Below are 26,878 nucleotides of genomic sequence, written 5' to 3'. Positions count from 1 at the left end.
TCAAAGCCACAGGCTTTGGCAATAGACAATCTATCTTGCCAACTGATATTTTTGGGTAAGGCTTTTTCATAAATGCCCAGTTTATGTTTTCTCATATAATTACCTAAATAAAGTTATAAAATAATCTGATATTATTAATTAATTTAGTGACTGTAATGCTTTAACTAAATTCTGATAACGTCCATATTTTTTTTGATAAAGTACAAAGTTATCAGGATTAGGTTTAAAAATTTGCATTCTTTTTTCTATATTCACAATACCCTTTTCTAAATTAACCCCCTGTATTGCCATTAGTGCAGCCCCCAAACAACCCGTTTCTTCTATATTTGGTACTTCTACCGGTATACCTGTAAGATCAGCTAACATTTGCATCCATATTGCTGATTTTGTCGGACCGCCTGTCACTCTCAAAATTTTTGTCTTGGGAAATCGCTGTAACATTCTGGTTAAGTGGTGCATTAAGCTAAACAATACACCTTCATACACAGCCTGTAATAGGTGTATTTGAGTATGATGCGCTTGTAATCCATAAAAACCAGCTTGCATTCCTAACCCTGCATTCGAACCGTAAAGGAAGGGTACAAATAATACTGAACTTGTTGCTGGTGGTAATGATGCAATCCCTTGATTAATATCATCATAATTCAAGCTAGCCCATTGTTTTGTAAACCATTCTAAATTACCAGCTGAAGTAGGACTTGCCTCATGAACAATAAATTTATTGGCTTCTGGAATACGTCCATACACAAAAGGCAACTTTTGTTTAGGATCTATATAATCTGTAATACCACTAACAACCGTCCAAGTACCTAAAACAACATTAAGTTTTGTATCATCATCAAGATCAGCACAAAGTGCGGTAGAAACAACGTCAAATATTCCACCTACAACAGGTGTTCCTATAGCAAGACCTGACTGCTTAGCCGCTTCTTTGGTAACATATCCTGCAATTTTATTAGATTGGATAACTGGTGGTAACTTTTCTAAAATTCCATCTAAGCCCAATAATTCAGCTAATTTCGCATCATATTTTCCTAATTCCATATTATAAAGATTGGATTCAGAAATATTTGTTTCTTCACAATATAATTCGTTAGTTAAACAGAATCTTAAATAATCATGAGACATTAATACGAAACCTATATCATCATACCGTTCTGGCTGATATTCCTTGATCCAACGTAAAATAGACACAGGGTGTCCTGTCCATAAAGTTTGACGAGTAATAGGGTAAAGCTTTTCAGGTATATTTTCATCTTGCCAGTTTTTTACAATATTCAATGAGCGTTGATCTGATGAAAGAATCGCTCGACCTAAAGGGTTCTTTTGTTTATCTAATAAAAAGATACCTTTACCCTGTGCAGAGATACTAACACCTTTAATTAAAGTAGCCGAAATACCACTTTTTTGGATAGTTTTATGGATTACGCTAGCACAAATTTGCCACAGTGATAGCATATCTCGTTCTGCATAACCCGATTGTTCACTAATAACGACGACATTTTCTCTAACACAAGCAATCATTTCAGTGTTTTCAGAAAACAACGCCGCTTTAATAAACGTACCACCGCAATCAATGCCTAAATAGTAATTCATGGTAAATCCTTAGTTCATTGTTAGACGATACAAACTATTTGTCGCAGTTATAAAAAGTGTTTGTTCATTGCTACCAAAAGCACAATTAGAGGTTGTTTTATTCAATACGAACTGCCCCAATTTTGTTCCATCAGTTAATAACACAATAATTCCTGTGCCACAGCTACAAAAAATCAAACCATTTTGACTAATTCTAAATCCATCTGGAATTCCTGGATTAATTTCGGAAACAGTTCGACGATTTTCCAAATATTTTCCATTTACATCAAAAGCAACAAGATGATGTAATCCATTTTTTTGAAATTCAACAACTGACATATCCGCAACAAAAAGTGTCTTTTCATCAGGGGAGAATGCTAAGCCATTCGGTCGCATAGTATTAAAAGTAGCAATATTAATTTCTTGTGTTATAGGATCAAAGCGATAAACATAACAACCTATGATTTCACTAGGAGCTTTCTGCCCTTCATCATTACTCAATATGCCATAAGGAGGATCGGTAAACCAAATAGATCCATCTGATTTAACGACCACATCATTTGGGGAATTTAACTTTTTTCCTTCAATATTATCAACTAAAACAACAATCTCACCATCTTTATTAGTACGGCTAATACAACGGCGACCATGTTCGCAAGTAACTAAATTACCTTGTGTATCAATGCTATTTCCATTTGAAAAATAAGATGGGTCTCTAAAAACTTGTGTCCCTTCAGATTCAGACCAACGATACATTCTATTGCCTTTAACATCACTAAAAATTAAAAAACCTGTATCCTGTTGCCATACAGGTCCCTCTGCCCATATAACCTGATCATATAACTCATCTAGCTTAAAATTGTTACCTACTAACTGATAAAAACGGTCATCATAAACTTCAATATTAAGATTATTCATAGCATACTCATCAAATATAAAACCAGAGAAGGCGGCTAAATCATTTTATATTCAGCCGCTCGGCATATTATTATTTTATACCCCAAATAGTTTTGTATTGCTCTTTATAACCATTTTGAGGATCATAAAGATTATTTTCACCTCCATCAAAAGCGACATTTTCTTTTGTAACAAGATGAGCGGGTGTTACATAACCAGATGGTTTTTCTTTAGCAAATGCACGATTTAACTCATCTACTAGTTGCCAACCATGTAAATTTAGAGGTTCTGGAACAGTTGCAAACTGTTTATCATTATTACGAATACGCTGATATGCGGTAACAGATCCATCTCCAGCTGAAATATTATAAGGTCTATCTTTATTAGCAGAACGTAAAGAAGGTGCCATAAAATCAAAATATAAATCATTTATTGCTAAGGCATACTGTAAATCATCACCGTATTTCTGTAGCAAATTAAAAGTAAGATTCGGCATACGGCTTGAAGTATCAGCTAATGGCGTATCAATAAATTCGAGTACCTTACATTCTTTACATTTTTCAATAACCTCTCTCATTACATTTGCTTTCTTTAAAGCAATTTCATAAAGAGAATCTGTTAAAATGACAACTTTAGCTTTTCCATTAGACTCTGCTATTGCGAGCATCGCAGAAAGTTTTGCAATTTCATTTGAATCTGACGTTACATTATAATAGATACCATATTTATCAATTGGTCCAGGTTCTGGTGTTGCATGCCAAGAAACTAAATTAATACCATATTTAGCTGCTTTCTTTAGTGGAATTTTAGCAACATTTGGATTCCAACCACCAATTACAATTGCATCAGGTTGACGAGCAATAGCTTGGTTTAATGCCGATAATTGATTATTTACAGATCCCGCACCATCTAACACATCTAATTTCCAGCCAGTAGCTCCAACAGCCTCTTTCATTCCATCAATAACACCGAGAACACCACCATTTTTCATATCCGAGGCAATAAAAATAACGGTTTTATTTTGTTGTAACACTGGACCTGAAACTGGACCATCCCATTTCTCTTGCTTAGCAGTAGCCGCCGCAACTTGTTGCTTAGCTTCATCAACGAATGGATCATTAGCATAAACACTGCTTACTACTGTAGAGAGTACAACTATCTTTGCAACAGTTGTAAGGGTTTTATAAAAATAATGTTTCATAATTAATTCCTCTTATAGGTTAGTGAGTTTTTTTGTGTACTGCTTTTTGATTTAATAAACGTTTACGTTGTGCATACCCCGCAATAGTGATGGAAAGTAATAAAGTAGTACCATTAAACAGCGGTTCTACCCAGAATGCACCACCAAACTGTTGAATGCCGGATATACCAATTGCCAATATTGCAATACCTACGACTGTACCCCATACATTAATTCTTCCAGGTCTAATAGTTGTACTACCTAAAAACGCTCCTACAAGTGCGGGAAGAAGGTAATCCATTCCTACACTAGCTTGGCCAACCCCTTGCTGAGCTGAAATTAATATCCCTGTAAATGCAGTAATAACACTGGAAACAACAAAAGGAACTATCGTATATTTTTTAATATTAATACCATTTAATCGAGCCGCAACAGGATTTCCTCCAACTGCATACATACATCGACCAGCTGGCGTATGTTCTGTGACTAGCCACATAACTATTGCAATAATAAGGACATAAAAAGCAGAAATAGGTAATCCAAAAATCTCCGTACTGTTGATAGCAATAAAGCCATCAGGTAAATCACCAACAATTTGACGCCCACCTGAATGCCACAATGCAACAGCATAAAGAACGGTTCCAGATCCTAGAGTCGCAACAAAACTATCAATATCAGCAAGAGCTACCAAAATACCATTTAACAAACCATATAGAGCAGCAATAACTAAGACAGTTAGAATTGCCATTTGCCAAGAAAACCCATACTGGACTTGCAATGTGATCGCTAGGATATGCCATAAAACAATACCAAATCCAACATTAAGATCTATTTTTCCAACAATCATCGTTGTTGTTGCAGCCAAAGCAAGTAATGCGATTTTGGATTTACTTTCCAAAATTGCATTTAGAGTTAACATTGATGCAAAAGAATCTGTAGTAAGGGAGAAAATAACAACCAATAAGACACATAGCCAAAGTAACCCATATCTTGTTAGCATTTGAGAAAACCATCCGAAGAAACCATCACGAGCAATTGATACCGGTTGCTCAAGTGCGGTCGATTTTATATTTGTTTGAGCCATATATTATTCCTCATCATCTACTTACCGATAAGCAGATAAATTATTAAAAATTAACAAACTGATTTAGATTGGCTATCTGATGCCAACGCTAATAAGTTAGCAAATGTAACATTTTCGTTAATCAATTCACCTGCTATTTCCCCTCTATTAAATACAATGGCTCTATTACATAGATGAGCAATTTCTTCAAAATCAGTAGAAATAACAATAATTGCCGTTCCTTCTCCTAGTGCTTTATTTAGTAAATCATATATTTCTGCTCTTGCACCAACATCAACACCAGCAGTAGGATCTTCTAAAATCAAAATAGGTGTATTCAAATGCATCCAACGAGCAACAACTATTTTTTGCTGGTTACCTCCAGATAACGCACTAACATCAATAAATAAATTTTTAGGGCGAATATCAAATAGCTGAAACTTAAACCAACTTTCCTTCCACTCTTCTCGCTTTGCATAATATTTAAATGGACTATGTCCACTCAAAGTTGGATTCAAGAATAAATTCTCAGTCGTTGTCATCGACATCACAAGACTTTCTTTTGTTCGGTCACCTGCCACGAAAGAAATTCCTTTTTGAATAGCTTCTTGCGGAGAATGAGCAATGTACGGATTACCACCTAAATACATTGAACCACTATCTAAACCAGATAAACCAAACAGTAATCTACCAACCTCTTCTTGCCCAGCACCTCTTAAACCTGCAAGAGCAATCATTTCACCTTTGTTTAAAGTGAAAGATACTGGACCAGTATCTCCAATGGTCACTTGATCTAATTTTAGTATTTCAGGAGTGTTTTTAGGTAAAGGTTTTCTTTGTCTTCCTCTCGTTTCTTCACCAACAATAGCCTTAACAAGCCCTTTAACATCATAAAGTTTTGTATCGCCTTCTGCGACAGGGAAACCATCTCGCATAACTAAAATACGATCGGATATGGCGATTACTTCATCAAGGCGATGAGTAACATAAATCATACCAACCCCTTCAGAACGTAAACGATTTAGTACTGTAAATAAATGTTTTACATCACTTGCAGGTAAAGAAGCTGTTGGCTCATCTAATACTAATATTTCCGCATTAATAGCTATTGCTCTTGCGATAGCCAACAATGCTTTTTCTGTCCTACTAAGATCAAATACTCGAGTCTCAGCGGATAACTGAATCCCTACATAGTCCAATGCTTTTTGGGCTTGTTCTTGAATCTTGTTCCAATCAATTAAACCAAAACGACGAGGAAATCCCATTACAAATGCCATATTTTCAGCAATAGTCATCCATTCAATCAATCCTAGATCTTGATGGATAAAAGCAATAGGCTTTTTATTCCCTTTTTCAATAGCAGTTGCAGACTGAATTTTTTGATGATGAAAAAATATATCCCCCCCATCTTTACTATAAATTCCAGCAAGAATTTTAATCAATGTTGATTTTCCTGCTCCATTTTCACCAAGTAGAGCGACAATTTCTCCGGAGTAGATATCAAGGCTTACGTCATTGACTGCAATATGATTACCAAATTTCTTAATAATATGCTGCAATCTTAAAACAGGCTGATTTGTTGTCATAATATATTCCTAATTATCAAGGAAAATTGAATAATGAGGTAAGATAAAATACACCAATAAATCTTACCTCTTGCTATTACTTCGCTAATGAATCAATCTGTTTAACTAGATCATCTCCATTTTTTTCAATAAATGCTTTACGTACATCTGCTTCAATTACTGCTTTAAATGGCTTATTATCTATGGTTTCAATAACTTCAATACCAGCCTTTTGTAATTTATCAATGATACCTTTCTCATTATCAAAATTAAGTTGACGTTGGTATTTTCCTGCTTCTTGAGCACTCTCAATTATCGCTTGTTGTAATTCAGGAGAAAAAGAATCAAATTTTGCTTTATTCATCACAACAATCAATGGTGTATAGCCATGATTAGTCAAACTTAAGTATTTTTGAACCTCATAAAGTTTTGCTGACCAAAAAATACCGACAGGATGTTCTTGAGCATCAACAGCTTTGGTTTCAAGTGCAGTATATAATTCTGACAATGGCATCGGCACTGGGTTAGCGCCAAGTAAACTAAATGCTTCAATATACATAGGATTTTGGTTTGTTCGTACTTTTAAACCTTTAATATCGTCTGGACCTGTAATCGGTCGTTTAGAGTTAGTGAATGAGCGAAAACCGACTTCCCAAAATGCTAATCCTTTAAGACCTTGAGCTTCGAGCTCTTTTAATAAACCTTGACCGATTTCCCCATCTAATACCGCATAAGCATGCTCACGATCTTTAAAAATAAACGGAATATCAATAACATTTAACTTTGAAACTAAACCTGAAAAATTAGGTGAACCCGACATTTCTAAGTCAATTGTCCCACCACGAACAGCACCTATCATTGTCTGAGCATTACCTAATGTACTATCCGGAAAAAGGCTTAATTTAATCTCACCTTTTGTTTTCTGTTTAAGTAAGTCATTAAATTTTTTAGCTGCTAAATGCTGGGTATCACTACGAGGAGCCTCATAACCAAAGCGTAGTGATGTCTGAGCAACTGCGGTAGCAGAAAATAAACTCACACTTGCAATAAATGTAACTAGCGTTTTAAGATTAAAAATCTTCATAATAGTCTCCTGAAATTAAGGTTGTAACCACGAGAGTGGCGTTAAAATTAACGATGGAAAGAATATAAATGCAAACAGTAATACAACCATCATTAACATATAAGGAAGTATGCCCTTTGCTGCTTTATCGAAAGGTAGTTTTGATACACCAACAATAACATTTAACACATTACCAACTGGTGGAGTGATCAAACCAATGGAGGTATTAAGTATAAATAACACACCAAAATATACTGGATCAATCCCAGCTTCCTCTACTAGCGGCATAAGTACAGGTGTTAAAATCAAGACTGTTGGTGTCAAATCCATCACCATACCAACAGTAAAAACAGCAAGCATAATGACAATTAATAATATAGTTGGTGATTCAATCAATGGCTCAAGCAACTCAGTCATCATTTGTGGAAGCTCGGCAATTGTAATTAGCCAACCTGTTACATTTGCGGCTGCAACCAAAAACATAACAACTGCTGTAGTTTTTCCCGCAGTAAGTAAAACCTTATACAAATCTTTGAATTTCAATTCGCGATAAACAAATAGCGCAACAATCAATGCATAAAATGTAGCAACAGCTCCTGCTTCAGTGGGAGTAAATATACCCAAACGAAATCCACCAATAATAATCACTGGTAACATTAATGCCCAAATACTATTTTTAAATGAAATACAGAGTTCTTCTTTCGTTGCTTTTGAAAAAGTCATCAAATTCAAACGCTTTGCTTGCCACCACCAAAGTGTCGCTAAACAACATCCCATTAAAATACCAGGGAAAATACCAGCGAGAAATAATTTGGTAATCGAAACACCGCTTGCAACACCAAACACAATGAAAGGAATTGAAGGAGGAATAATAGGTGCAATAATCCCTGCAGTTCCAATTAAACCAGCAGAACGCTCAAGTGGATATCCTGTTGTTTTCATCATCGGAAGTAACATCGCTGCAACTGCCGCAGTATCAGCAACAGCAGAGCCAGAAAGACTTGCCATAATCATTGCCGCAAGAATAGCAACGAATCCTAAACCGCCTCTTTTGTGCCCAACAAGTTTCATAGGTAAGTCAATAATTCTTTTTGATAATCCACCTTCATTCATAATTTCGCCAGCAAGAATAAAGAATGGAATAGCCATTAAAGAAAAACTATCAGCACCACTCACTAACTGTTGAGCTAGGATTTGGGCATCAAATAAGTCTAAATGTAACATCAATGCAATCCCGCATACCAATAAAGCGAAAGCAACAGGAATGCCAAGTAAAATCGAAATTAATAAAACAGAAAGGAAAATAATAACTGTCATAGATTTTCTCCTTTCATTACAGTACGTATCGTACAAATAATTCTAATAGATACTAATAGTCCAATTGCAGCTCCTGATATAATGCTCGCAAGATAAGTAATGGCGGTAGGAATCTCAGAAATAGGAGAAAGATTATGCAAATTTAATTGAAACTGAACCCAACTTCCTTTAATAATCAAATAACAACAAAAAAGAATTGAAGCATCGGTAAATATACTAAGTAATCTTTTTTTAACAATTGATAGATGATGAGTTAGAATCGATACATTAACATGCAAATTTTCATTAAATGCTAAAATAGCCCCTAAAAATGTTAACCAAACAAATAAATAACGAGAAACTTCTTCAGTCACATTTATACTACTGTTAAATCCATAGCGTAAGACAACATTAAGAAAGACTAAACAAGACATCGTTGCAAGAATGGCAATAACAAAAATTTCCAATATTTTACTTAATGAATGAAGCAGTTTTTCCATAAAGCATTACCCCAATTCACTCATTGCAACTTTAACAACAACTTTACGAATTTTATTTGTTTGGATATTAATACATCCTGGTCGGTGAATATCCTCTGGAAAAAATACCACAAAATTACCTACTCGCATCACAAGTTCAGACTCATTTTGAACACCTGAGTAAAATTGTATATCACGAACTGAATCATAATCTTCTGCTATAATGTTATTACCTAGATCTATAGCTACACCTATTTTTTCTGTACCAGAATGTAGGTACTGTACATCTAAATAATGACGATGAACTTCGGGTAAAAGTAATGATTTATCTTGAGTATCTAAATCAAGAACTTGAGCATAAATTAAATCACCTTTAATTTCATAACGACCAGCTGCAATAACATCAAAATCAGTATTTTTTAAATATCTCAAAGCTATTTGTATCGCTTGAGGGTATTGTTTAAAATTAACCGTGTTAATATGTCCAAAAAACATAATAGCTCACCTCTAATATTCCTAGTTCAACTCTTTGAAAAAGAAATTGCAAAACAATAATTTATTAATAGCAATTTCTTTTCAAACCTTAACAATTAGTAAATTAAAGGGACTTTAATTTTTCCCAAACAGAATCATCAACTGGAATACCATGAGCCTTGTTATCAGCAAGAATAGTTGTAAATTCATGTCCAGGTAAACGAACATCTACATTAGGATCTGCACGCTCTGCCGTTTTTACATAATCAATAATACGCTGAAGTTTTTCATCTTTCGTTTTACCATCAATTAAACGATCTACCTCAATAGCAATAAACACTTGTGAAATACAATATTCATCATCTTTATCTTCTGTAACAGCAGCGGTTGATAACCCATTAGAAAGTAATGTTGCGATCATATCTAAAACGATAGAAAGACCTGATCCTTTCCAAAATCCCATTGGTAATAAGCGACGATTTTTTTCAACTGTTGCAGGGTCTTTTGTTAAATTACCCTCATCATCAAAACCTGCATCAACTAAAGTTTGACGACCAGCTAAACGATTAACTTCTAGCATACCGTAAGAATACATTGAACAAGACATATCTACCATCGTAATAGGGTTACTCGGCACGGCAATAATTAATGGGTTTGTTCCTATGCGACATTCTTTCGCTCCCCAAGGTGGCATCACTGCTAAAGCATTTGTCCAGCAAATACCAATATAGCCTTTCTCTGCAGCTTGCCAACCATAACCTCCACCACGCATCCAATGATTTGCATTTTTTAGAGCTACCACACCAATACCAAACTGATCTGCAATCTCCATTGCTCGATCCATCATCTTTTGTGCCGTTAAATTACCAATAGATTGATGCGCATCCCATTGTTCAATAGCTCCTAAAGATAACTCTTTTGTCGGCTCTGCTTCAGGTACAATATCACCATTTTCTAATTGCTGAATAAAACGAGGAAAACGGTTTATTCCATGAGAGTAGGCTCCCGCTTGTGTAGTATCTGCGAATAAAGTAGCACAATCTTCAGCAAGATCCTCCCGCACTTTACGAGACAATAACACTCTTTTAAATTCTGATTTTAATTGTTCATAAGAAACTTTCATTTAACACCTCTAAGTAATTATTCTTCACAAGACATTTCATATTGTAAAATGATGTTCCATAAATTAACATTAAGGAATTAAAATATCAATATAATTGATAAAATTAAAATAATTAAAAATCAACAAGTTATATTTTTTATGTTAAAATTGTGAGCTAGATCTCATTTATATGAAAGATTGTTTCATAATATGAAACAAAATTAATGCAAATAAATTGTAAAAAGGATAAAAATGACAGAAAAAAGTGTGGGAAACCAGAGCCTCATTAGAGGGCTACGTTTACTTGACTTACTAAGTAATTTTCCAAATGGTTGCCCTTTGGCTAAATTATCAGAATTGGCTAATTTAAATAAAAGTACAGTTCACCGTTTACTACAAGGACTACAAAGTGAAGGATACATACAACCGACAAGTACGATTGGAAGTTATCGATTAACAACTAAATGTTTAAGTCTAGGACAGAAAACATTAGTTTCAATGAATATTATCCATCTAGCGGCACCTCATTTAGAACGTCTTAACCTAGCTTTGGGTGAGACAGTTAATCTCTCAAAAAGAGAGAATGATCATGCTATTATGATCTATAAACTAGAACCAACGATGGGAATGATGAAAACTAGATCCTATATAGGACAACAATTACCGCTTTACTGTTCTGCTATGGGTAAAATTTACCTTGCTTATGAGCAAGATCAAAATTACTTAGCAGAATATTGGAATAGCCATCAAGATATTATTCAATCCTTAACTAATAATACAATAACTAATATTGATAAGATGACAGCCGAGCTTGAAGATATTCGTCGTGAGCAATTTGCTATGGACAGAGAAGAGAATGAATTAGGTGTTGTATGCATAGCTTACCCAATTTTCGATTTTTATGGGAAAGTAAACTATTCTGTATCAGTATCAATGTCTGTATATAAAATTCGTCAAATGGGAATTAATACTTTTCTGAAAGAAATATACCAAACAGCACTGGATATAACAAAGGAATTGGGTGGGATAAAAAAAGAGTAAACACGATACAAAAATACTTGTTAGCTAGAATCATTCAAAACTAATAAGTAAATCAGTATTATCATATCCAAACGCATTGGCACTACTAAAATCAATATAACTACTTAGTAGTGCCAATTCTTTTAACTATTGATAGATAAAACCAATATTGTATTACAACCTAAAAACTGACCGCACTTTTTAATTTTTTTAATGCATTAGTTTCAAGTTGACGGACTCGTTCCGCAGAAATACTGTACTTGGCCGCCAAATCTTGCAATGTAGCTTTAGGTTCATCTAACCAACGTGATTTTATAATATCTTGACTACGTTCATCTAATTGAGCCAAAGCAACGGTCACTTTATCAGTAGCTTGAGTTTCATAATTTTCACTTTCTAATTCAGCTGCAAAGTTAGAGTTTTTGTCTTCTAAATAAAGTGAAGGTGAATAAGCTACGGCATCTTCATTATCATCCGAACTTAAATCAAAGCCAACATCAGCGCCTGTCATACGACTTTCCATTTCAATCACATCTTGTTTAGAAACGCCCAACTCATTTGCAACCATATCAACTTCATTTTCGTTAAACCAGCCTAAACGTTGCTTAGTTTTACGTAGATTGAAAAATAATTTACGCTGAGATTTTGTGGTTGCCACTTTCACAATTCGCCAATTTCTTAAAACATACTCATGAATTTCAGCTTTAATCCAATGAACAGCAAAAGAAACTAGACGAACACCAACCTCAGGATTAAAACGTTTTACAGCTTTCATTAATCCAATATTACCTTCTTGAATTAAATCTGCTTGTGGTAAACCATAACCAGAATAACCACGAACAACGTGGATAACAAAGCGAAGATGGGAGAGAATCAGTCTTTTTGCTGCTTCAATATCTTCGTAGTAGTACAAACGCTCCGCCAATTCCTTTTCTTCATCCGCAGTCAACATTGGATATTCATTTGCTGCACGAATATATCCTTCAATACTGCCTTGGGGAACAAGCATCATAGTTTGAGTATCTTTGTTCATTATGTTCCTTCTTAGTTTATCTATTCATAACATTAGTTATAACACAATTGATGATAAGATCAATTGATTTCAGCAATTAATTATATTACCTTTTCACTCTCTTTAGAGTGTTTTTACATTCTAAAAGTTCCATTTATCTTTGACAAATAAAATAAACTTATTGCTTATTCGTTTCTATTATAACAGGAATTATTTTATAAGTTCTATCCTGTTTAATAACCTCTATTAAAAAATCAATATTAGGATGTTTTCCAGGATTTAATTTTGCGTCTTCCGTATGTTCACAAAAAAGCATTAATCCTTTTTTAGCTGTTTTCATATCCAAAATACCATCAAATTCTTGTGCAAGTGCATTATAGACTTTTAATGACCCTAACTTACCTTGAACCGCAGGGATATGATGAATAAGCTGATCACCTAGTTGTATATTTATACCTTGTAAATGCTCGATTGTAGGTAATTCTATTAATTTATCTTTAAATTCCATTTTTATTGTCTCCATTATATTATGAAATAGTTGCCTCAGCATTAACTTCACCATACTTACCAATAAATCTTACTTCAGGTTGCAAATAAACATCAAACTTTATTGCAACAGATTGACGAATATGATGTGCAAGCTCTACAATATCAGAACTCGTTGCATTTTCTTTATTAAGAATGACTAATGCTTGGTTTTGGTGTACTGCGGCACCACCGATTTGATAACCTTTTAACCCACATTGCTCAATAAGCCAGCCTGCTGCTAACTTTACTGAACCATCTTCTTGCAAGAAATAAGGCATATCAGGATATTCATTTTTTAATTCATCTGCAATATTTTTTGCTACAGTAGGATTTTTAAAAAAACTACCCGCATTACCAAAAACATTTGGATCGGGCAACTTAGTTTGACGAATAGAGCAAACTTCATCAAAAATTTGTTGTGCCGTTACTGTATTTTTATCAAAACCAGCTAAAGATCCATACTTTAAAACAGGTTCCCAGTTTTTAGCTAATTTTAATCCCACAGAAATAATCATGTAATTATCTTTGTACTGATGTTTAAAAATACTTTCACGATAACCAAACTGACATTCATTACAATTAAGTCTAAAGACTTCACCGCTATCTAGTTGCATGACATCAACATAATCGCAGACATCTTTAAATTCTACCCCATAAGCACCTATATTTTGAATTGGCGCAGAACCAACACAGCCCGGAATAAGAGCTAAATTTTCTAAACCATAAATATGATTTTCTAATGACCATTTTACAAGATCGTGCCAGATTTCACCGCCCTCTACATGAAGATAATGATATTGTTCATTTTCTGTATGTGTGATTCCAACTAAACGATTTAAAAAAATAGTCCCTTCAAAATCATCTAAAAATAATAAATTACTCCCCTGCCCAACAATTAATATTGAATTATCTTCAATCTTTGCTTGTTGCCATTGTTCTTTTAGTTGCTCAAGTGCGGTAATTTTTATAACATTTTTTGCTTTACATACCACAGAAAATGTGTGAAATTCTTTTATATCTTGCACTAATTCTACTCCTTATTGTAATGTAATCGGAAATACCATTTGAACTTCCGTACCGCCAATATCACGACGTTTGATCATTAATTTTGCATTTAATTTTTGAGCTCGTTCCTGCATAATGTTCAATCCATAGTGCCCTTCTGGCTCTTCTAAACTAGAAATACCAATACCATTATCTCTTACCAATAACTGATATTCACCATCATCATTTATATCAGCAACGACTTCAATTAAACTTGCTTGAGAGTGCTTAATTGCATTTAACGTTGCCTCTCTCACTATTTGTAATACATGAACTAATTGTTGCGCACTAAATGTTTGTGATGGCAAAGCACAGTGAACTTTCATTTTTATATCAGTTTGATTTCTTAAGGAATCAATAACTTGTTCTAAAGCGATTTGTAAATTAGCCTCTTGAACATTGAGCCTAAAGGTTGCTAACAATTCTCTTAATTGTTGATATCCTGCAGTAAGTGCCTGTTCAAAATCATGAATAATTAATAAACTATTTTCTTTATCTTTATATTCTAAATTATTTTTATTTATAGTATGTTTCAGCAATTTCAATTGAATTTTTAAATAGGATAATACCTGAGCCAAAGAGTCATGTAATTCCCTCGCTATAATAGAACGCTCTTCCATTAATAATAAATGCTGTTGTTGTCGTTGCATATTATAAAAATAAAGGGTACGGCTCAACATTTGTGAAACACTATGCATCGTTCTGAGATCAGGGCAAGGTAACCCCGCTTGCCAAGCGATAACCCCTAACTCTTGACCTTCAATAGTCAGCAATGTTTGCTGACAACTAAAATGATCTTGTTTTTCGCCTAATTGAATATTCCAATGCTCTGCCCCATGAACAATCAGTTCAATATAGCGTAAATGCTCATTAATTAATACTTGCTTTAATATTTGTTGCAACAATTTAGGAGAAATTGATGATGTTGTTGCAAGTTGAGAACAATGATAAAGCATTGTTAAAGAATGATTTACTTGGCGTAATTTTATGGTTTTTTCATTTACTTTCTCTTCAAGCTTTGCATATAGTTTTTGAAGCTCACTTGACATCTGAGTAAACACTTCAGATAAACGACCTATCTCATTATTTTTATGAATATCTAAAGGTAGGTGATTAAACTGGCCAATTTGCACTTGGGTGCTAGCCAATGCTAGCTTTTCTAAAGGGGATACAACTTCTTTTTTAGTGAACCAAATAACATAAGACACCATAGCAATAATCGATAACATAGAAATAAAAATACACACAATCGCAATATATAATTTCTTTTCTGCAACATATTGTAAAATGGAAACAAATTTATCAACTTGATCGACATAATTATGAATATTCTGACGATAAGCTTGTCCATTATTGCTATAAACATAATGTTCCATTAACTCCCAACGCTTTATTAGATTTTTATAAGCAACTTTTGCCTCATCTGAAATAAAAAACTTAGTATTAATTTCATTTAGTGCACTCGAATGCAAACTCAAACGATATTTCTTTAAATTTATATCAATTTGATCAGGCGCATAATCCATTTCATAAATTAAGCGATAACTTTGCATACGCAAAGAACCTGCAATATTGATTAACTCAGCATCAGATTTATTCCCCAACATAATTGCCAAACTCAATGAGCTAATAATCCCTGCAAAAATAATAATAAGCAGTAAATAATTAGCAATTTTAGTTAAAACAGATCGTTTTTTATATTTTATACTATATCTTTTCACTGATGTATTAGCTCACAGATAACCCAATCAATTTCAATCAGTTTATCATAATGATTAGTAAATTTAATTGATTTTATCTCATCTCAATCCTAAAAATAAAATTGATCTAAAACAATAAAATCTGATTCAAATCCTTAAATACACATTTTGGGTAATTAAAATTTCGACCAAAGGTGTTGACAATACAACCGATAACAATGTCTTTAATCAAAAATTACGAATAAATCTAAGAAATGATCTATTTAGATGAACTTAATTATTCAGATATTAACGTAATTTTGTGGCAGGAATAAAAATGACAAGGCAAGAAAAAGCAATGACAACGGCAACAGAAAAAGCAAACGATTGGCACGTTTGTGGATTAGTGGTGCAAGTTAATCCTCAAAAAATTGAGAAAATTAAGACCGCACTTCTAGCAATACCAGATACAGAGGTGCCTACCATGGATAAAGAAAAAGGCAAAATTGTCGTTGTAATGCAATCTAACTCATCAAAAAATTTGTTAGAAAATATGGAAAAAGCAAGGGATATTGATGGGGTAATAACAGTATCACTCGTCTATCATCAGCAAGATGAGAACCAGCCAAATTAATTCAATTTTAAAATAAGTGTGGGGGATAGAATGAATTTAAGTCGTCGAGATTTCATGAAAACCAATGCTGCCTTCGCAGCAGCAACAGCAGCTGGACTGACTATTCCAGTAAAAAATATTGAAGCCGCAGATAATAGTATCAAATGGGATAAAGCAGTTTGCCGTTTTTGTGGCACAGGTTGTGCCGTTTTAGTTGGTACTCAAAATGGTCGTGTTGTCGCATCTCAAGGTGACCCTGATGCAGAAGTAAATCGTGGATTAAATTGTATTAAAGGTTATTTTTTACCAAAAATTATGTATGGTAAAGATCGCGTAACAGAACCAATGTTACGTATGAAAGATGGTAAATATGACAAAAATGGTGATTTTACCCCTGTAAGTTGGGACGTTGCATTTAAAACAATGGCAGAAAAAATAAAATCAACCATCAAAAAGAATGGACCAAATGCCGTTGGCATGTTTACTTCTGGACAATCAACTATTTTTGAAGGTTATGCTAAATCAAAATTATGGAAAGCAGGTTTACGCTCAAACACGATTGATCCAAATGCTCGTCATTGTATGGCTTCCGCCGCTGTTGCATTTTTAAGAACTTTCGGTATTGATGAGCCTATGGGTTGTTATGACGATATTGAACACGCCGATGCTTTTGTACTTTGGGGCTCCAATATGGCTGAAATGCACCCTATTTTATGGTCTCGTATTTCCGATCGTCGTTTAGCTAATCCAGATAATGTTACTGTAAATGTACTTTCCACTTTTGAACATCGATCTTTTGAATTAGCTGATTTAGGTATTGTATTTAAACCACAAAGTGATTTAGCAATAATGAATTATATTATTAATTATCTTATTGAAAATAATGCTATAAATCATGACTTTATCACTAAGCATACTAATTTTAAACGTGGTGAAACCGATATTGGTTATGGACTACGTCCAACACATGAATTAGAGAAAAAAGCTAAAAATGTTAAAACTGCGGGTAAAATGTATGACAGTAATTTTGAGGAATTTAAAAAATTAGTTGCCCCTTATACATTAGAAAAAGCCCATGAAATATCGGGTGTACCTAAAGATCAACTTGAACGTTTAGCTAAATTATATGCCGATCCAAACAAGAAAATTGTGTCATTTTGGACAATGGGTTTCAACCAACATACTCGTGGCGTTTGGGCAAACCACTTAATCTATAATATCCATTTATTAACGGGTAAAATCTCTCTACCAGGTTGTGGACCATTCTCATTAACTGGTCAGCCATCAGCTTGTGGTACTGCTCGTGAAGTAGGTACGTTCGTTCACCGTTTACCAGCTGATTTAGTAGTAACAAAACCTGAACACCGCAAAATAGCTGAAAAAATTTGGAAATTACCTGCTGGTGTTATTCCTGAAAAACCAGGATATCATGCCGTAGCTCAAGATAGAGCATTAAAAGATGGAAAACTCAATTTCCTTTGGGTAATGTGCAATAATAATATGCAAGCTGGTCCAAATATTAATGAAGAACGTTTACCAGGGTGGCGTGCAGAAGAAAATTTCATTGTTGTTTCAGATCCATATCCTACGGTATCCGCACTTTCAGCCGATCTCATTTTACCAACGGCAATGTGGGTAGAAAAAGAAGGTGCTTATGGTAATGCTGAACGACGTACGCAATTTTGGCGTCAACAAGTGAAAGCACCTGGAAATGCAAAATCAGATTTATGGCAACTTGTTGAATTATCAAAATATTTCACAACAGATGAAATGTGGCCTACAGAAATTTTAGATGCCAATCCAGAATATAAAGGAAAAAAATTATACGATGTCCTTTATGTTAATGGTCAAGTTGATAAATACCCATTAAGTGAATTAGATAATCGTCTAAATGATGAATCTTACGATTTTGGTTTCTATATTCAGAAAGGTTTATTTGAAGAATATGCTTCATTCGGTCGTGGACATGGTCATGATTTAGCCTCATTCGACACATATCATAAGGCTCGTGGTTTACGTTGGCCAGTTGTTGATGGGAAAGAAACTTTATGGCGTTATCGTGAAGGCTATGACCCTTATGTCAAAGCAGGAGAAGAAGTTAAGTTTTATGGTAAGCCTGATGGTAAAGCAATTATCTTAGCCGTACCTTATGAACCAGCTGCTGAATTACCAAATGAAGAATATGATTTATGGTTATCAACAGGTCGAGTGTTAGAACATTGGCATACGGGAAGTATGACTCGCCGAGTTCCAGAATTGCATCGTTCATTCCCAAATAACCTAGTTTGGATGCACCCAAATGATGCTAAAAAACGCGGACTCCGTCATGGGGATAAAATCAAAATATCATCAAGACGTGGAGAAATGATCTCTTATTTAGATACTCGAGGTCGAAATAAAGTACCTGAAGGCTTAGTTTATACAACATTCTTTGATGCGGGACAATTAGCAAATAAATTAACTTTGGATGCAACAGATCCTATTTCCAAAGAAACCGACTTTAAAAAATGTGCAGTTAAGGTAGAAAAAGCATAAGTAGTACCAAAAGGAGAATACCGTGCTTTCATAAAAGTGCGGTAGAAAAAAATGAAAAAAATGGATGTAACACCAGAACGTCGAAAATTTTTTAAAGATACCGCTCGAACGCTTGGTGGATTAGCTGGACTTGGTATGCTATTGGGATTACAACAAAAGCAAAGTTTAGCAAGAGAAGGCGTAGCATTACGCCCACCTTTCGCATTAGAGGAAAATAAAGAATTTGCAGCAGCCTGTATTCGTTGTGGTCAATGTGTTCAAGCATGCCCTTATGATATGTTACATCTAGCCTCATTACTTTCTCCTTTAGAGGCTGGCACACCTTATTTCGTGGCTAGAGATAAGTCCTGTGAAATGTGTGAGGATATTCCTTGTGCAAAAGCTTGTCCAACTAGTGCTTTAGATAAAAATGCTGAAGATATAAACCAAGCAAAAATGGGATTAGCAGTACTTTTAGATCACGAAACTTGTTTAAACTGGCAAGGACTACGTTGTGATGTATGTTATAGGGTTTGTCCTGTCATTGATAAAGCGATAACACTAGAAACCCATCGCAATGAAAGAACAGGTAAGCACGCTGTATTTATTCCAACAGTCCATTCCGAAGCCTGTACTGGTTGTGGGAAATGTGAAGAGGCTTGTGTACTAGAAGAAGCGGCAATCAAAGTGTTACCTATGGACTTAGCAAAAGGTATGTTAGGAAAACATTATCGTTTAGGCTGGGAAGAGAAAGAAAAAGCAGGGCATTCTTTAGCGCCAAACAACATTATAACCTTACCTATTCGTGGTATGGAAAATAGAGGTTTATGATGGCAAACCAACCTAAATATGCTGGAAGAGAAGCTCGTCAAAAACTAGGCTGGTGGTACGCGAATCGCTTTTTATTTTGGCGAAGGTTGACCCAATTAAGTATTTTAGCCATGTTTCTGTCTGGTCCTTACTTCGGTTTTTGGATTTTAAAAGGAAATTACTCAGGTAGTTTATTACTGGATCTTATTCCACTTAGTGATCCATTAATCGTAGCTGAAAGCTTAGCAACAGGTTATATACCTAATACAACAACCTTATTAGGTGTTGCTATTGTTATAATATTCTACGCCATATTAGGAAGTAAAATTTTTTGCGGTTGGGTTTGTCCACTTAATCTGGTCACAGATAGTGCTGCTTGGCTAAGACGTAAATTAGGTATTCGACAAACTGCCAAAATACCTAGAACATTACGTTATGCAATTTTATTAATGATTTTAATCGGTAGCGCTATAACTGGTTTTTTACTTTGGGAATGGATTAATCCTGTTAGTGCCTTTGGTAGAGCATTAATTTATGGTTTAAGCTCAACAACTTGGCTAATATTATCTGTTTTTTTATTTGATTTATTTATCGTAGAACATGGTTGGTGTGGACATATTTGTCCTATAGGGGCTACTTATGGAGTAATAGGCAGTAAAAGCCTATTACGAATAAAAGTTATTGATAAAAATAAATGTGATAACTGTATGGATTGTTACAACATCTGTCCAGAACCACAAGTATTACGAGCACCTTTGCATGGAAAAAAAGATGAAAGTCAATTTGTGCTTTCAAAAGATTGTATCAGTTGCGGGCGTTGTATCGATGTTTGTGCTGAAAAAGTATTTATATTTAGTAATAGATTTAATCATTCGGGGGAGTGATCACAATGATGAAAAAAACACTATTAATTTTAACCGCACTTTATAGTACTAGTGCATTGACTAATAACACTGATCTTATAGGAAATAACCTAAATGAATCACCAGAAAATGTTGCACCAGCATTCCACAATCCACCTAAAGAAGTGGATGTTCCAGCATTAAATTATGTTAATCAGCCACCAATGATTCCACATAGTGTTAAAGGTTATCAAGTAACTAAAAACAATAATCAATGTTTAAACTGCCATAGCCCTGAAAACTCAAGAGTAACTGGTGCTACACGGATTAGCCCAACACATTTTATGGATAGAAATGGCAATATTAACGGAGATGCCTCACCTCGTCGTTATTTTTGTTTACAATGTCACGTAACACAATCAGATGTTGAACCTATTATACCTAACCAATTCAAACCAATGAAAGGCTATGGGAAATAGGAGAGATACAAATGAATATGTTTAAATTAATCAAGAAGTTCTGGAATTGGTTTCGTAGACCAAGCCATATTGCGATAGGTACATTAATTACTTTATCATTTATCGCAGGTATTATTTTTTGGGGCGGCTTAAATACTGCACTAGAGAAAACAAGTACTGAAGAGTTTTGCTCAAGTTGTCACATGAATGATGTCGTGCCTGAATATCATAATTCGGTTCATTATATGAATCGTAGTGGAGTGAAAGCAGATTGTGCAGATTGCCATTTACCTCATGAGTTTATTCCTAAATGGGTACGTAAAATTAAAGCAGCACGTGAAGTTTATGCACATTTTATGGGAAAAGTTGATACCAAAGAGAAATTCAATGCTGCACGCTTAGAAATGGCAGAAAGAGAATGGGCAAGAATGAAAGAAAATAATTCTCAAGAATGTAGAAACTGTCATAATTTTGATGATATGGATTTTACTCAACAAAAAACCGTTGCAGAAAAAATGCATAGAATGGCAATAGAAAAAGGAAAAACCTGTATTGATTGTCATAAAGGTATAGCCCATCAGTTACCTGATATGAGAGAAGTTAAATCAGGATTTATAGATGAGAAAAATTAAGTAATAAATAATGAAAAATAAATAGCTAGGGTATATGTCCTAGCTATTTTTGTATTTTAAATATGCAGTAGCATTATATAAAAAATTGGGGCTGACATAGTTTATCATACTGCTAATCTATGTCAGCCCCTTTAATATTTATACGCTATCTACATTCATACCATTTATTCTACGTAACAGAACAGAAAAAGTGGTAGCAACAAAAAATTCGTGATCAGCCTCACAAATTTACAATCATCTCTTTGACCAGCATACAGCATACAGCATACAGCATACAGCATACAATCAAAGCATAAAGTTTTATTGATAAGAATCAAACAATCTGATGTTAGATAAATATAGCTAGAGGTGTTGTTATGTTAATACATGATTATTACCAAGAATATACTCCTGACAAAGGTCGTTCCATTATGGCTCATATACGTAGAACAAGACATATTATGATGCCTTCATATCGCTCTTGTTTTTCTTATTCTATTTTCAACTCTCAAATATCAAATCCAAATATGTAACTGAGTACGTTATTTAACATAACAATGTAACTTTTGTATGACTAGTGACTAGGCGTACAAGTGATTACGTGCTGTTAAATACCGTGTTCTATTCACTATATCAACACGAAATATTTTTAAAAATAAAGTTTAAGAAATTCTTAAGCTGACTCCTCTTTAAGTACAAAGAGAGCTCAGTCTTAATTAAATTCTAAGCTAAAACCTGATCTATTATTTTAATTAATAATGGAGGGGGTTGCTTTATCTAAAATAAATAAGGAGTTATTTATGTTAAATCTAAAAATCGCACATAGTCCTTTAATACAACCTTACTTTTATACGACAAGAACGCTAGTTTCTATTCAAGAAACAGATTTTACTGATGTAGGTGCTATTGTTCTTAGTGTTGAAGATGTAGGTAATTACATTCATGCCATACAAAAAACAGAATTTAATATACCTGTTTTTGTTGCTGTACAAGAAGGTCAATTACTATCACCTGAATTCTTTAATAAAGTTTACCATGTCCAAGATTTAAATAACTATGATATTAACTTATATAGTCGACAAATTGAAACGGCAGCTCGACTTTATGAAGAAAAAATGCTCCCACCATTTTTCAAAATGTTAAGTGAATATGTTGAAATGGGTAACTCTGCCTTTGATTGTCCAGGACATCAAGGTGGTCAATATTTCAGAAAACATCCAGCTGGTCGCTACTTATACGATTTTTATGGTGAAAATATTTTCCGTTCAGATATCTGTAATGCAGATGTGAAATTAGGGGACTTACTAATCCATGAAGGAGCAGCTTGTGATGCCCAAAAACACGCAGCATCTGTATTTAATGCAGACAAAACGTACTTCGTATTAAACGGCACATCTTCTGCAAACAAAGTTGTAACAAATGCATTATTAACTCCGGGCGACCTAGTACTGTTTGACCGTAATAACCATAAATCAATCCATCATGGTGCGTTAATACAAGCTGGTGCAACACCAATCTACTTAGAAACCGCACGTAACCCATTTGGGTTTATTGGCGGTATTGATAGTCATTGTTTTGATGAAGATTATTTAAAATCACTGATCAAGGAAGTTGCGCCAGAAAAATTAGCTCAACAACGTCCGTTCCGACTCGCAGTAATCCAACTAGGTACCTATGATGGTACTATCTATAATGCTCGCCAAGTCGTTGATAAAATTGGTCATCTTTGTGATTACATTTTATTTGATTCAGCATGGGTAGGTTATGAACAATTCATTCCAATGATGAAAGATTGTACGCCATTGTTGCTAGAATTAAATGAAAATGATCCTGGTATTTTTGTTACTCAATCAGTTCATAAACAACAAGCTGGTTTCTCACAAGCCTCACAAATACACAAAAAAGATAAGCATATCAAAGGACAAGCACGTTATTGTAATCATAAACATTTTAATAATGCCTTTATGTTACACGCGTCAACAAGCCCATTCTACCCACTATTTGCAACATTGGATGTCAATGCCAAAATTCAAGGAACGCCTGCTGGTATCCGCTTATGGCATGACTGTGTCAAAGTTGGTATTGAAGCACGTAAAATGTTATTAAATAGCTGTGATCTTATCAAACCATTTATCCCGCCATATGTAAATGGTAAAAAATGGCAAGAATATGATACCGAAGAAATGGCAAATAACTTGGAGTTTTTCAAATTCCATGCGGAAGACAAATGGCATAAATTTGAAGGCTATGTTGATAACCAATATTTTGTTGATCCTTGTAAATTTATGCTAACAACACCAGGGATTGATATTGAAACAGGGGAATATGAAAGTTTTGGGGTTCCAGCAACAATCTTGGCAAACTATTTAAGAGAAAATGGAATTATCCCTGAAAAATGTGACTTGAATTCAATCCTCTTCTTATTAACTCCAGCTGAAACGCTGACAAAAATGCAAACTTTAGTTGCTCAAATCGCAGCATTTGAACAACACATCAAAAAAGACTCATTGTTAAAAGACGTTTTACCAACTGTTTATAAAAATAATGAAGACCGCTATCAAGGATATACGATTCGTCGTCTTTGCCAGGAAATGCATGATCTTTATGTAAGCCGTGATGTGAAAACTTTACAAAGAAACCTATTCAGAAAAGCAACATTACCTGAATGTGCAATGAATCCACATGAAGCTAATCTTGAATTTATTCGTAACAAAGTCGAACTAGTCTCATTAACTGAGATTGCAGGACGTATAGCAGCTGAAGGGGCTTTACCATATCCACCAGGAGTCCTCTGTGTCGTGCCTGGAGAGAAATGGAGTAAAACTGCGCAAGAATATTTCCTTGCATTAGAAGAAGGTATTAATGTTTTACCTGGTTTTGCACCAGAAATTCAAGGAGTCTACCTCCAAAAAGATCCTGATGGACGTACTCGTGCATATGGATATGTATTAACAAAAAATTAAAAAATGATTAGGAATAAGTGCAGTACTTGTATCAAGGATGCACTTTAATACGGAGGGTTTAAATTATGACTACAAAAAGTAATAAAATTGGTGTTGTTCAACTTACTATTTTAACAATGGTAAATATGATGGGCTCAGGGATTATCATGCTTCCAACTAAATTAGCAGAAATAGGTACAATCTCAATCTTATCATGGTTAGTTACTGCTGTTGGTTCTACTGCACTTGCTTATGCATTTGCACAATGCGGTATGTTTAGTAAAAAATCTGGTGGTATGGGAGGCTATGCGGAATACTCTTTTGGTAAAGCTGGTAATTTTATGGCAAACTATACTTACGGCGTATCATTAGTTATTGCTAATGTTGCAATTGCAATTTCAGCAGTAGGTTATGGTTCAGAATTATTAGAAGCTAGCTTATCTCCAGTAGCCATAGCCGGTTGGACTATTTTTACTTTATGGCTTGCTACAGTTTTAAATTTTGGTGGTGCTCGCATTACAGGTAATATAAGTTCATTTACCATTTGGGGAGTAATCATACCTGTTGTTGGAATATCAATTATTGGTTGGAAATGGTTTGATGGTGAAATGTACGTCAATGCTTGGAATCCACATAGTGTACCAACATTTGAAGCTATTGGAGTATCTATATCAATGACATTATGGGCATTCCTTGGATTAGAGTCAGCCTGTGCCAATACCGATGCTGTAGAAAATCCAGAACGCAATGTACCAATTGCAGTACTCGGTGGAACATTAGGCGCCGCAGCAATTTATATTGTTTCAACTAACGTTATTGCAGGTATAGTTCCAAATATGGAATTAGCGAATTCTACCGCTCCTTTTGGATTAGCATTTGCTCATATGTTCAATGAAAGTACAGGTAAAATTGTAATGGTGCTAATGGTAATGTCCTGTTTTGGTTCACTTCTTGGTTGGCAATTTACGATTGCCCAAGTGTTCAAAAGCTCTGCGGAAGAAGGATATTTCCCTGCATTCTTTAAAAAAGTTACTAATAAAGAAGCTCCAATTATCGGAATGGTTACCATTACTGTTATTCAAAGCTTACTTTCTTTAATGACCATAAGCCCTTCACTCAACAAACAATTTAATGTATTAGTTGATCTTGCGGTAGTAACAAATGTTATTCCTTACTTACTTTCAATGGCAGCCTTAATAGTTCTACAAAAAATGGAAAATGTCCCTAAAAATAAAGCTAAAATAACCTCATTTGTTGCCTTTATTGGGTCAATATATAGCCTTTATGCACTTTATGCCGCTGGTGAAGAAGCAATGTTGTATGGTTCAATTGCAACGTTTCTTGGTTGGACATTATATGGATTTGTATCATATAAATTTGATATGAAAACAAACAATTAGTATAGAATAGAGTAAATAGTTCGTAAAAAAGGGTTAAAGTCTTGTATTGTATTTTAGTGCTTTAACCCATTTCTTGAAAACGAATAAAAAGCTTATCCTTTTGTCATAAAATGACTATTCACAAATATTATTAAATATTTCTCTAAATAATAAATTAAGAAAATGAAGTAGATTAGCAAATATTTTTTCTATAAAAATGAAGATAACACATTGTAAATTAAAGAAATCAATACAGAAAAAGCTCTTGATTTTTGTACTAGAAATGACAACTCATTCCATTGCAAATATATTAGGCATTCAAGCTAATTCTGCTATTCTTTTTTATCATAAAATACATCAGTCTATTACTCATTATTTAAAAATTGAATCTGATGAAAATTGTAAGACAGCTGACCTTGAATACTGATATTGAGCAATCCAGCAATTTAATGTACTGTTCGCGCGTTTGAAATGATGACGATGTCCTATTTTTTTGATTGGCTAAGTAGAAATCAAGAACTTGTTGTTTAAAATGTTAAGAATATTTTGTCATAAATATATTCTTATTCCTACAATACTCGCTATTCTTAACTTAGCTAGTTTAATTTTTGATAATTTTTTTGATTTTGATTTTCCTCAAAACAAAAAAGCCACAAGTCTCTCAACTTATGGCTCTCTCTTCTCTTAATTAGTAACCTGGCGGTGACCTACTCTCACATGGGGAATCCCCAC

The 26,878-nt window shown here is 34.3% G+C and carries 24 protein-coding genes and 2 pseudogenes; 11 read left to right on the top strand and 15 right to left on the bottom strand.

Translation table 11 applies throughout. The features are described 5' to 3' along the window. The 11 genes and pseudogenes from EV697_RS09540 to yiaK form a co-directional block, all read right to left on the bottom strand. Positions 1–95, bottom strand: a pseudogene (locus tag EV697_RS09540) (L-ribulose-5-phosphate 3-epimerase); the annotation flags it as partial. Positions 96–138: 43 nt separating this feature from the next. Continuing rightward, entirely contained in the window at positions 139–1,596 is a 1,458-nt protein-coding gene (locus tag EV697_RS09535; RefSeq protein ID WP_132025022.1) for an FGGY-family carbohydrate kinase, read from the bottom strand. A 9-nt stretch (positions 1,597–1,605) separates the two neighbouring features. Beyond that, positions 1,606–2,493 (bottom strand): SMP-30/gluconolactonase/LRE family protein, encoded by an 888-nt coding sequence (locus EV697_RS09530; RefSeq protein ID WP_132025020.1) that lies wholly within the window; start codon positions 2,491–2,493, stop codon positions 1,606–1,608. Between the two features lie 70 nt (positions 2,494–2,563). Beyond that, on the bottom strand, positions 2,564–3,673 hold the full coding sequence (locus tag EV697_RS09525) for an ABC transporter substrate-binding protein (RefSeq protein WP_132025018.1): 1,110 nt from the start codon (positions 3,671–3,673) through the stop codon (positions 2,564–2,566). Positions 3,674–3,692: 19 nt separating this feature from the next. Further along, positions 3,693–4,736: an ABC transporter permease gene (locus tag EV697_RS09520; RefSeq protein ID WP_132025016.1), complete on the bottom strand. Its 1,044-nt coding sequence runs from the start codon at positions 4,734–4,736 to the stop codon at positions 3,693–3,695. 50 nt (positions 4,737–4,786) lie between these two features. Continuing rightward, positions 4,787–6,301 carry a sugar ABC transporter ATP-binding protein gene (locus tag EV697_RS09515; RefSeq protein ID WP_132025014.1) on the bottom strand — a complete coding sequence of 505 codons (1,515 nt, stop codon included), beginning with the start codon at positions 6,299–6,301 and terminating at the stop codon, positions 4,787–4,789. Between the two features lie 76 nt (positions 6,302–6,377). Next, the gene (locus EV697_RS09510; protein WP_132025012.1) at positions 6,378–7,364 is read right to left on the bottom strand and encodes a TRAP transporter substrate-binding protein; all 987 of its coding nucleotides are present in this window, start codon (positions 7,362–7,364) and stop codon (positions 6,378–6,380) included. Positions 7,365–7,379: 15 nt separating this feature from the next. Next, positions 7,380–8,660 (bottom strand): TRAP transporter large permease subunit, encoded by a 1,281-nt coding sequence (locus tag EV697_RS09505; protein WP_132025010.1) that lies wholly within the window; start codon positions 8,658–8,660, stop codon positions 7,380–7,382. Beyond that, positions 8,657–9,139: a TRAP transporter small permease gene (locus EV697_RS09500; protein ID WP_132025008.1), complete on the bottom strand. Its 483-nt coding sequence runs from the start codon at positions 9,137–9,139 to the stop codon at positions 8,657–8,659. The genes EV697_RS09505 and EV697_RS09500 overlap by 4 nt, the downstream gene beginning before the upstream one ends. 6 nt (positions 9,140–9,145) lie before the next feature. Next, entirely contained in the window at positions 9,146–9,613 is a 468-nt protein-coding gene (locus EV697_RS09495; protein WP_132025006.1) for a NanQ anomerase/TabA/YiaL family protein, read from the bottom strand. 103 nt (positions 9,614–9,716) lie between these two features. After that, the gene (gene yiaK / locus EV697_RS09490) at positions 9,717–10,715 is read right to left on the bottom strand and encodes a 3-dehydro-L-gulonate 2-dehydrogenase (protein WP_132025004.1); all 999 of its coding nucleotides are present in this window, start codon (positions 10,713–10,715) and stop codon (positions 9,717–9,719) included. Between the two features lie 231 nt (positions 10,716–10,946). On the opposite strand from yiaK, the gene EV697_RS09485 reads away from it, so the two are divergent. Further along, positions 10,947–11,735 (top strand): IclR family transcriptional regulator, encoded by a 789-nt coding sequence (locus EV697_RS09485; RefSeq protein WP_132025002.1) that lies wholly within the window; start codon positions 10,947–10,949, stop codon positions 11,733–11,735. Between the two features lie 160 nt (positions 11,736–11,895). Here the strand turns inward: EV697_RS09485 and rpoH are convergent, their stop codons facing one another. The 4 genes from rpoH to narQ all read right to left on the bottom strand — a co-directional run bounded on the left by rpoH (position 11,896) and on the right by narQ (position 16,004). Beyond that, complete coding sequence (rpoH, locus tag EV697_RS09480; RefSeq protein ID WP_132025000.1) at positions 11,896–12,747, bottom strand: RNA polymerase sigma factor RpoH; 852 nt, start codon at positions 12,745–12,747, stop codon at positions 11,896–11,898. Between the two features lie 157 nt (positions 12,748–12,904). Next, positions 12,905–13,234 carry a DUF2322 family protein gene (locus EV697_RS09475; RefSeq protein WP_132024998.1) on the bottom strand — a complete coding sequence of 110 codons (330 nt, stop codon included), beginning with the start codon at positions 13,232–13,234 and terminating at the stop codon, positions 12,905–12,907. 19 nt (positions 13,235–13,253) lie between these two features. Then, positions 13,254–14,279: a UDP-N-acetylmuramate dehydrogenase gene (gene murB, locus EV697_RS09470; protein ID WP_132024997.1), complete on the bottom strand. Its 1,026-nt coding sequence runs from the start codon at positions 14,277–14,279 to the stop codon at positions 13,254–13,256. A 12-nt stretch (positions 14,280–14,291) separates the two neighbouring features. Beyond that, a complete protein-coding gene (gene narQ / locus EV697_RS09465; protein ID WP_132025031.1) occupies positions 14,292–16,004 on the bottom strand; it encodes a nitrate/nitrite two-component system sensor histidine kinase NarQ in 1,713 nt (570 codons plus the stop codon). A 310-nt stretch (positions 16,005–16,314) separates the two neighbouring features. Here narQ and EV697_RS09460 point away from each other — a divergent pair, with 310 nt between their 5' ends. From EV697_RS09460 to EV697_RS09990, 10 genes and pseudogenes are all read left to right on the top strand, one after another. After that, complete coding sequence (locus EV697_RS09460; protein ID WP_418883943.1) at positions 16,315–16,611, top strand: chaperone NapD; 297 nt, start codon at positions 16,315–16,317, stop codon at positions 16,609–16,611. 30 nt (positions 16,612–16,641) lie between these two features. Next, on the top strand, positions 16,642–19,125 hold the full coding sequence (gene napA, locus EV697_RS09455; protein ID WP_132024995.1) for a nitrate reductase catalytic subunit NapA: 2,484 nt from the start codon (positions 16,642–16,644) through the stop codon (positions 19,123–19,125). 51 nt (positions 19,126–19,176) lie between these two features. Next, entirely contained in the window at positions 19,177–19,935 is a 759-nt protein-coding gene (napG, locus tag EV697_RS09450; protein WP_132024993.1) for a ferredoxin-type protein NapG, read from the top strand. Continuing rightward, positions 19,935–20,798, top strand: coding sequence for a quinol dehydrogenase ferredoxin subunit NapH (gene napH / locus EV697_RS09445; protein WP_132024991.1), 864 nt, complete (start codon positions 19,935–19,937; stop codon positions 20,796–20,798). Before napG ends, napH begins: the two co-directional genes overlap by 1 nt. 8 nt (positions 20,799–20,806) lie before the next feature. Next, positions 20,807–21,235, top strand: a complete 429-nt coding sequence (locus tag EV697_RS09440) for a nitrate reductase cytochrome c-type subunit (RefSeq protein WP_132025026.1) — start codon at positions 20,807–20,809, stop codon at positions 21,233–21,235. Positions 21,236–21,252: 17 nt separating this feature from the next. After that, entirely contained in the window at positions 21,253–21,846 is a 594-nt protein-coding gene (locus EV697_RS09435; protein ID WP_132025024.1) for a NapC/NirT family cytochrome c, read from the top strand. A 356-nt stretch (positions 21,847–22,202) separates the two neighbouring features. After that, positions 22,203–22,358, top strand: coding sequence for a leader peptide SpeFL (speFL, locus tag EV697_RS09430; RefSeq protein ID WP_132024989.1), 156 nt, complete (start codon positions 22,203–22,205; stop codon positions 22,356–22,358). Positions 22,359–22,625: 267 nt separating this feature from the next. Further along, a complete protein-coding gene (gene speF / locus EV697_RS09425; protein ID WP_132024987.1) occupies positions 22,626–24,788 on the top strand; it encodes an ornithine decarboxylase SpeF in 2,163 nt (720 codons plus the stop codon). 65 nt (positions 24,789–24,853) lie between these two features. Then, positions 24,854–26,167 carry a putrescine-ornithine antiporter gene (potE, locus tag EV697_RS09420; protein ID WP_132024985.1) on the top strand — a complete coding sequence of 438 codons (1,314 nt, stop codon included), beginning with the start codon at positions 24,854–24,856 and terminating at the stop codon, positions 26,165–26,167. 196 nt (positions 26,168–26,363) lie between these two features. After that, a pseudogene (locus tag EV697_RS09990) lies at positions 26,364–26,543 on the top strand (IS1595 family transposase); the annotation flags it as partial. Positions 26,544–26,878 lie beyond the last annotated feature (335 nt).

Origin of the sequence: Bisgaardia hudsonensis (genome assembly GCF_004345785.1) — a bacterium.
GTDB classification, from domain to species: Bacteria; Pseudomonadota; Gammaproteobacteria; order Enterobacterales; family Pasteurellaceae; genus Bisgaardia; species Bisgaardia hudsonensis.
This window is presented reverse-complemented; position numbering and strand designations above follow the sequence as displayed.

Coding starts and splice junctions, on each gene's coding strand:
- EV697_RS09495 (WP_132025006.1), bottom strand. CDS start 9,613: ATGTTTTTTGGACATATTAACACGGTTAATTTTAAACAATACCCTCAA.
- napH (WP_132024991.1), top strand. CDS start 19,935: ATGGCAAACCAACCTAAATATGCTGGAAGAGAAGCTCGTCAAAAACTA.
- speF (WP_132024987.1), top strand. CDS start 22,626: ATGTTAAATCTAAAAATCGCACATAGTCCTTTAATACAACCTTACTTT.
- potE (WP_132024985.1), top strand. CDS start 24,854: ATGACTACAAAAAGTAATAAAATTGGTGTTGTTCAACTTACTATTTTA.
- EV697_RS09475 (WP_132024998.1), bottom strand. CDS start 13,234: ATGGAATTTAAAGATAAATTAATAGAATTACCTACAATCGAGCATTTA.
- EV697_RS09460 (WP_418883943.1), top strand. CDS start 16,315: ATGACAAGGCAAGAAAAAGCAATGACAACGGCAACAGAAAAAGCAAAC.
- EV697_RS09515 (WP_132025014.1), bottom strand. CDS start 6,301: ATGACAACAAATCAGCCTGTTTTAAGATTGCAGCATATTATTAAGAAA.
- EV697_RS09510 (WP_132025012.1), bottom strand. CDS start 7,364: ATGAAGATTTTTAATCTTAAAACGCTAGTTACATTTATTGCAAGTGTG.
- speFL (WP_132024989.1), top strand. CDS start 22,203: ATGTTAATACATGATTATTACCAAGAATATACTCCTGACAAAGGTCGT.
- napG (WP_132024993.1), top strand. CDS start 19,177: ATGAAAAAAATGGATGTAACACCAGAACGTCGAAAATTTTTTAAAGAT.
- yiaK (WP_132025004.1), bottom strand. CDS start 10,715: ATGAAAGTTTCTTATGAACAATTAAAATCAGAATTTAAAAGAGTGTTA.
- EV697_RS09535 (WP_132025022.1), bottom strand. CDS start 1,596: ATGAATTACTATTTAGGCATTGATTGCGGTGGTACGTTTATTAAAGCG.
- EV697_RS09440 (WP_132025026.1), top strand. CDS start 20,807: ATGAAAAAAACACTATTAATTTTAACCGCACTTTATAGTACTAGTGCA.
- rpoH (WP_132025000.1), bottom strand. CDS start 12,747: ATGAACAAAGATACTCAAACTATGATGCTTGTTCCCCAAGGCAGTATT.
- EV697_RS09485 (WP_132025002.1), top strand. CDS start 10,947: ATGACAGAAAAAAGTGTGGGAAACCAGAGCCTCATTAGAGGGCTACGT.
- EV697_RS09505 (WP_132025010.1), bottom strand. CDS start 8,660: ATGACAGTTATTATTTTCCTTTCTGTTTTATTAATTTCGATTTTACTT.
- EV697_RS09525 (WP_132025018.1), bottom strand. CDS start 3,673: ATGAAACATTATTTTTATAAAACCCTTACAACTGTTGCAAAGATAGTT.
- EV697_RS09435 (WP_132025024.1), top strand. CDS start 21,253: ATGTTTAAATTAATCAAGAAGTTCTGGAATTGGTTTCGTAGACCAAGC.
- EV697_RS09500 (WP_132025008.1), bottom strand. CDS start 9,139: ATGGAAAAACTGCTTCATTCATTAAGTAAAATATTGGAAATTTTTGTT.
- EV697_RS09520 (WP_132025016.1), bottom strand. CDS start 4,736: ATGGCTCAAACAAATATAAAATCGACCGCACTTGAGCAACCGGTATCA.
- napA (WP_132024995.1), top strand. CDS start 16,642: ATGAATTTAAGTCGTCGAGATTTCATGAAAACCAATGCTGCCTTCGCA.
- EV697_RS09530 (WP_132025020.1), bottom strand. CDS start 2,493: ATGAATAATCTTAATATTGAAGTTTATGATGACCGTTTTTATCAGTTA.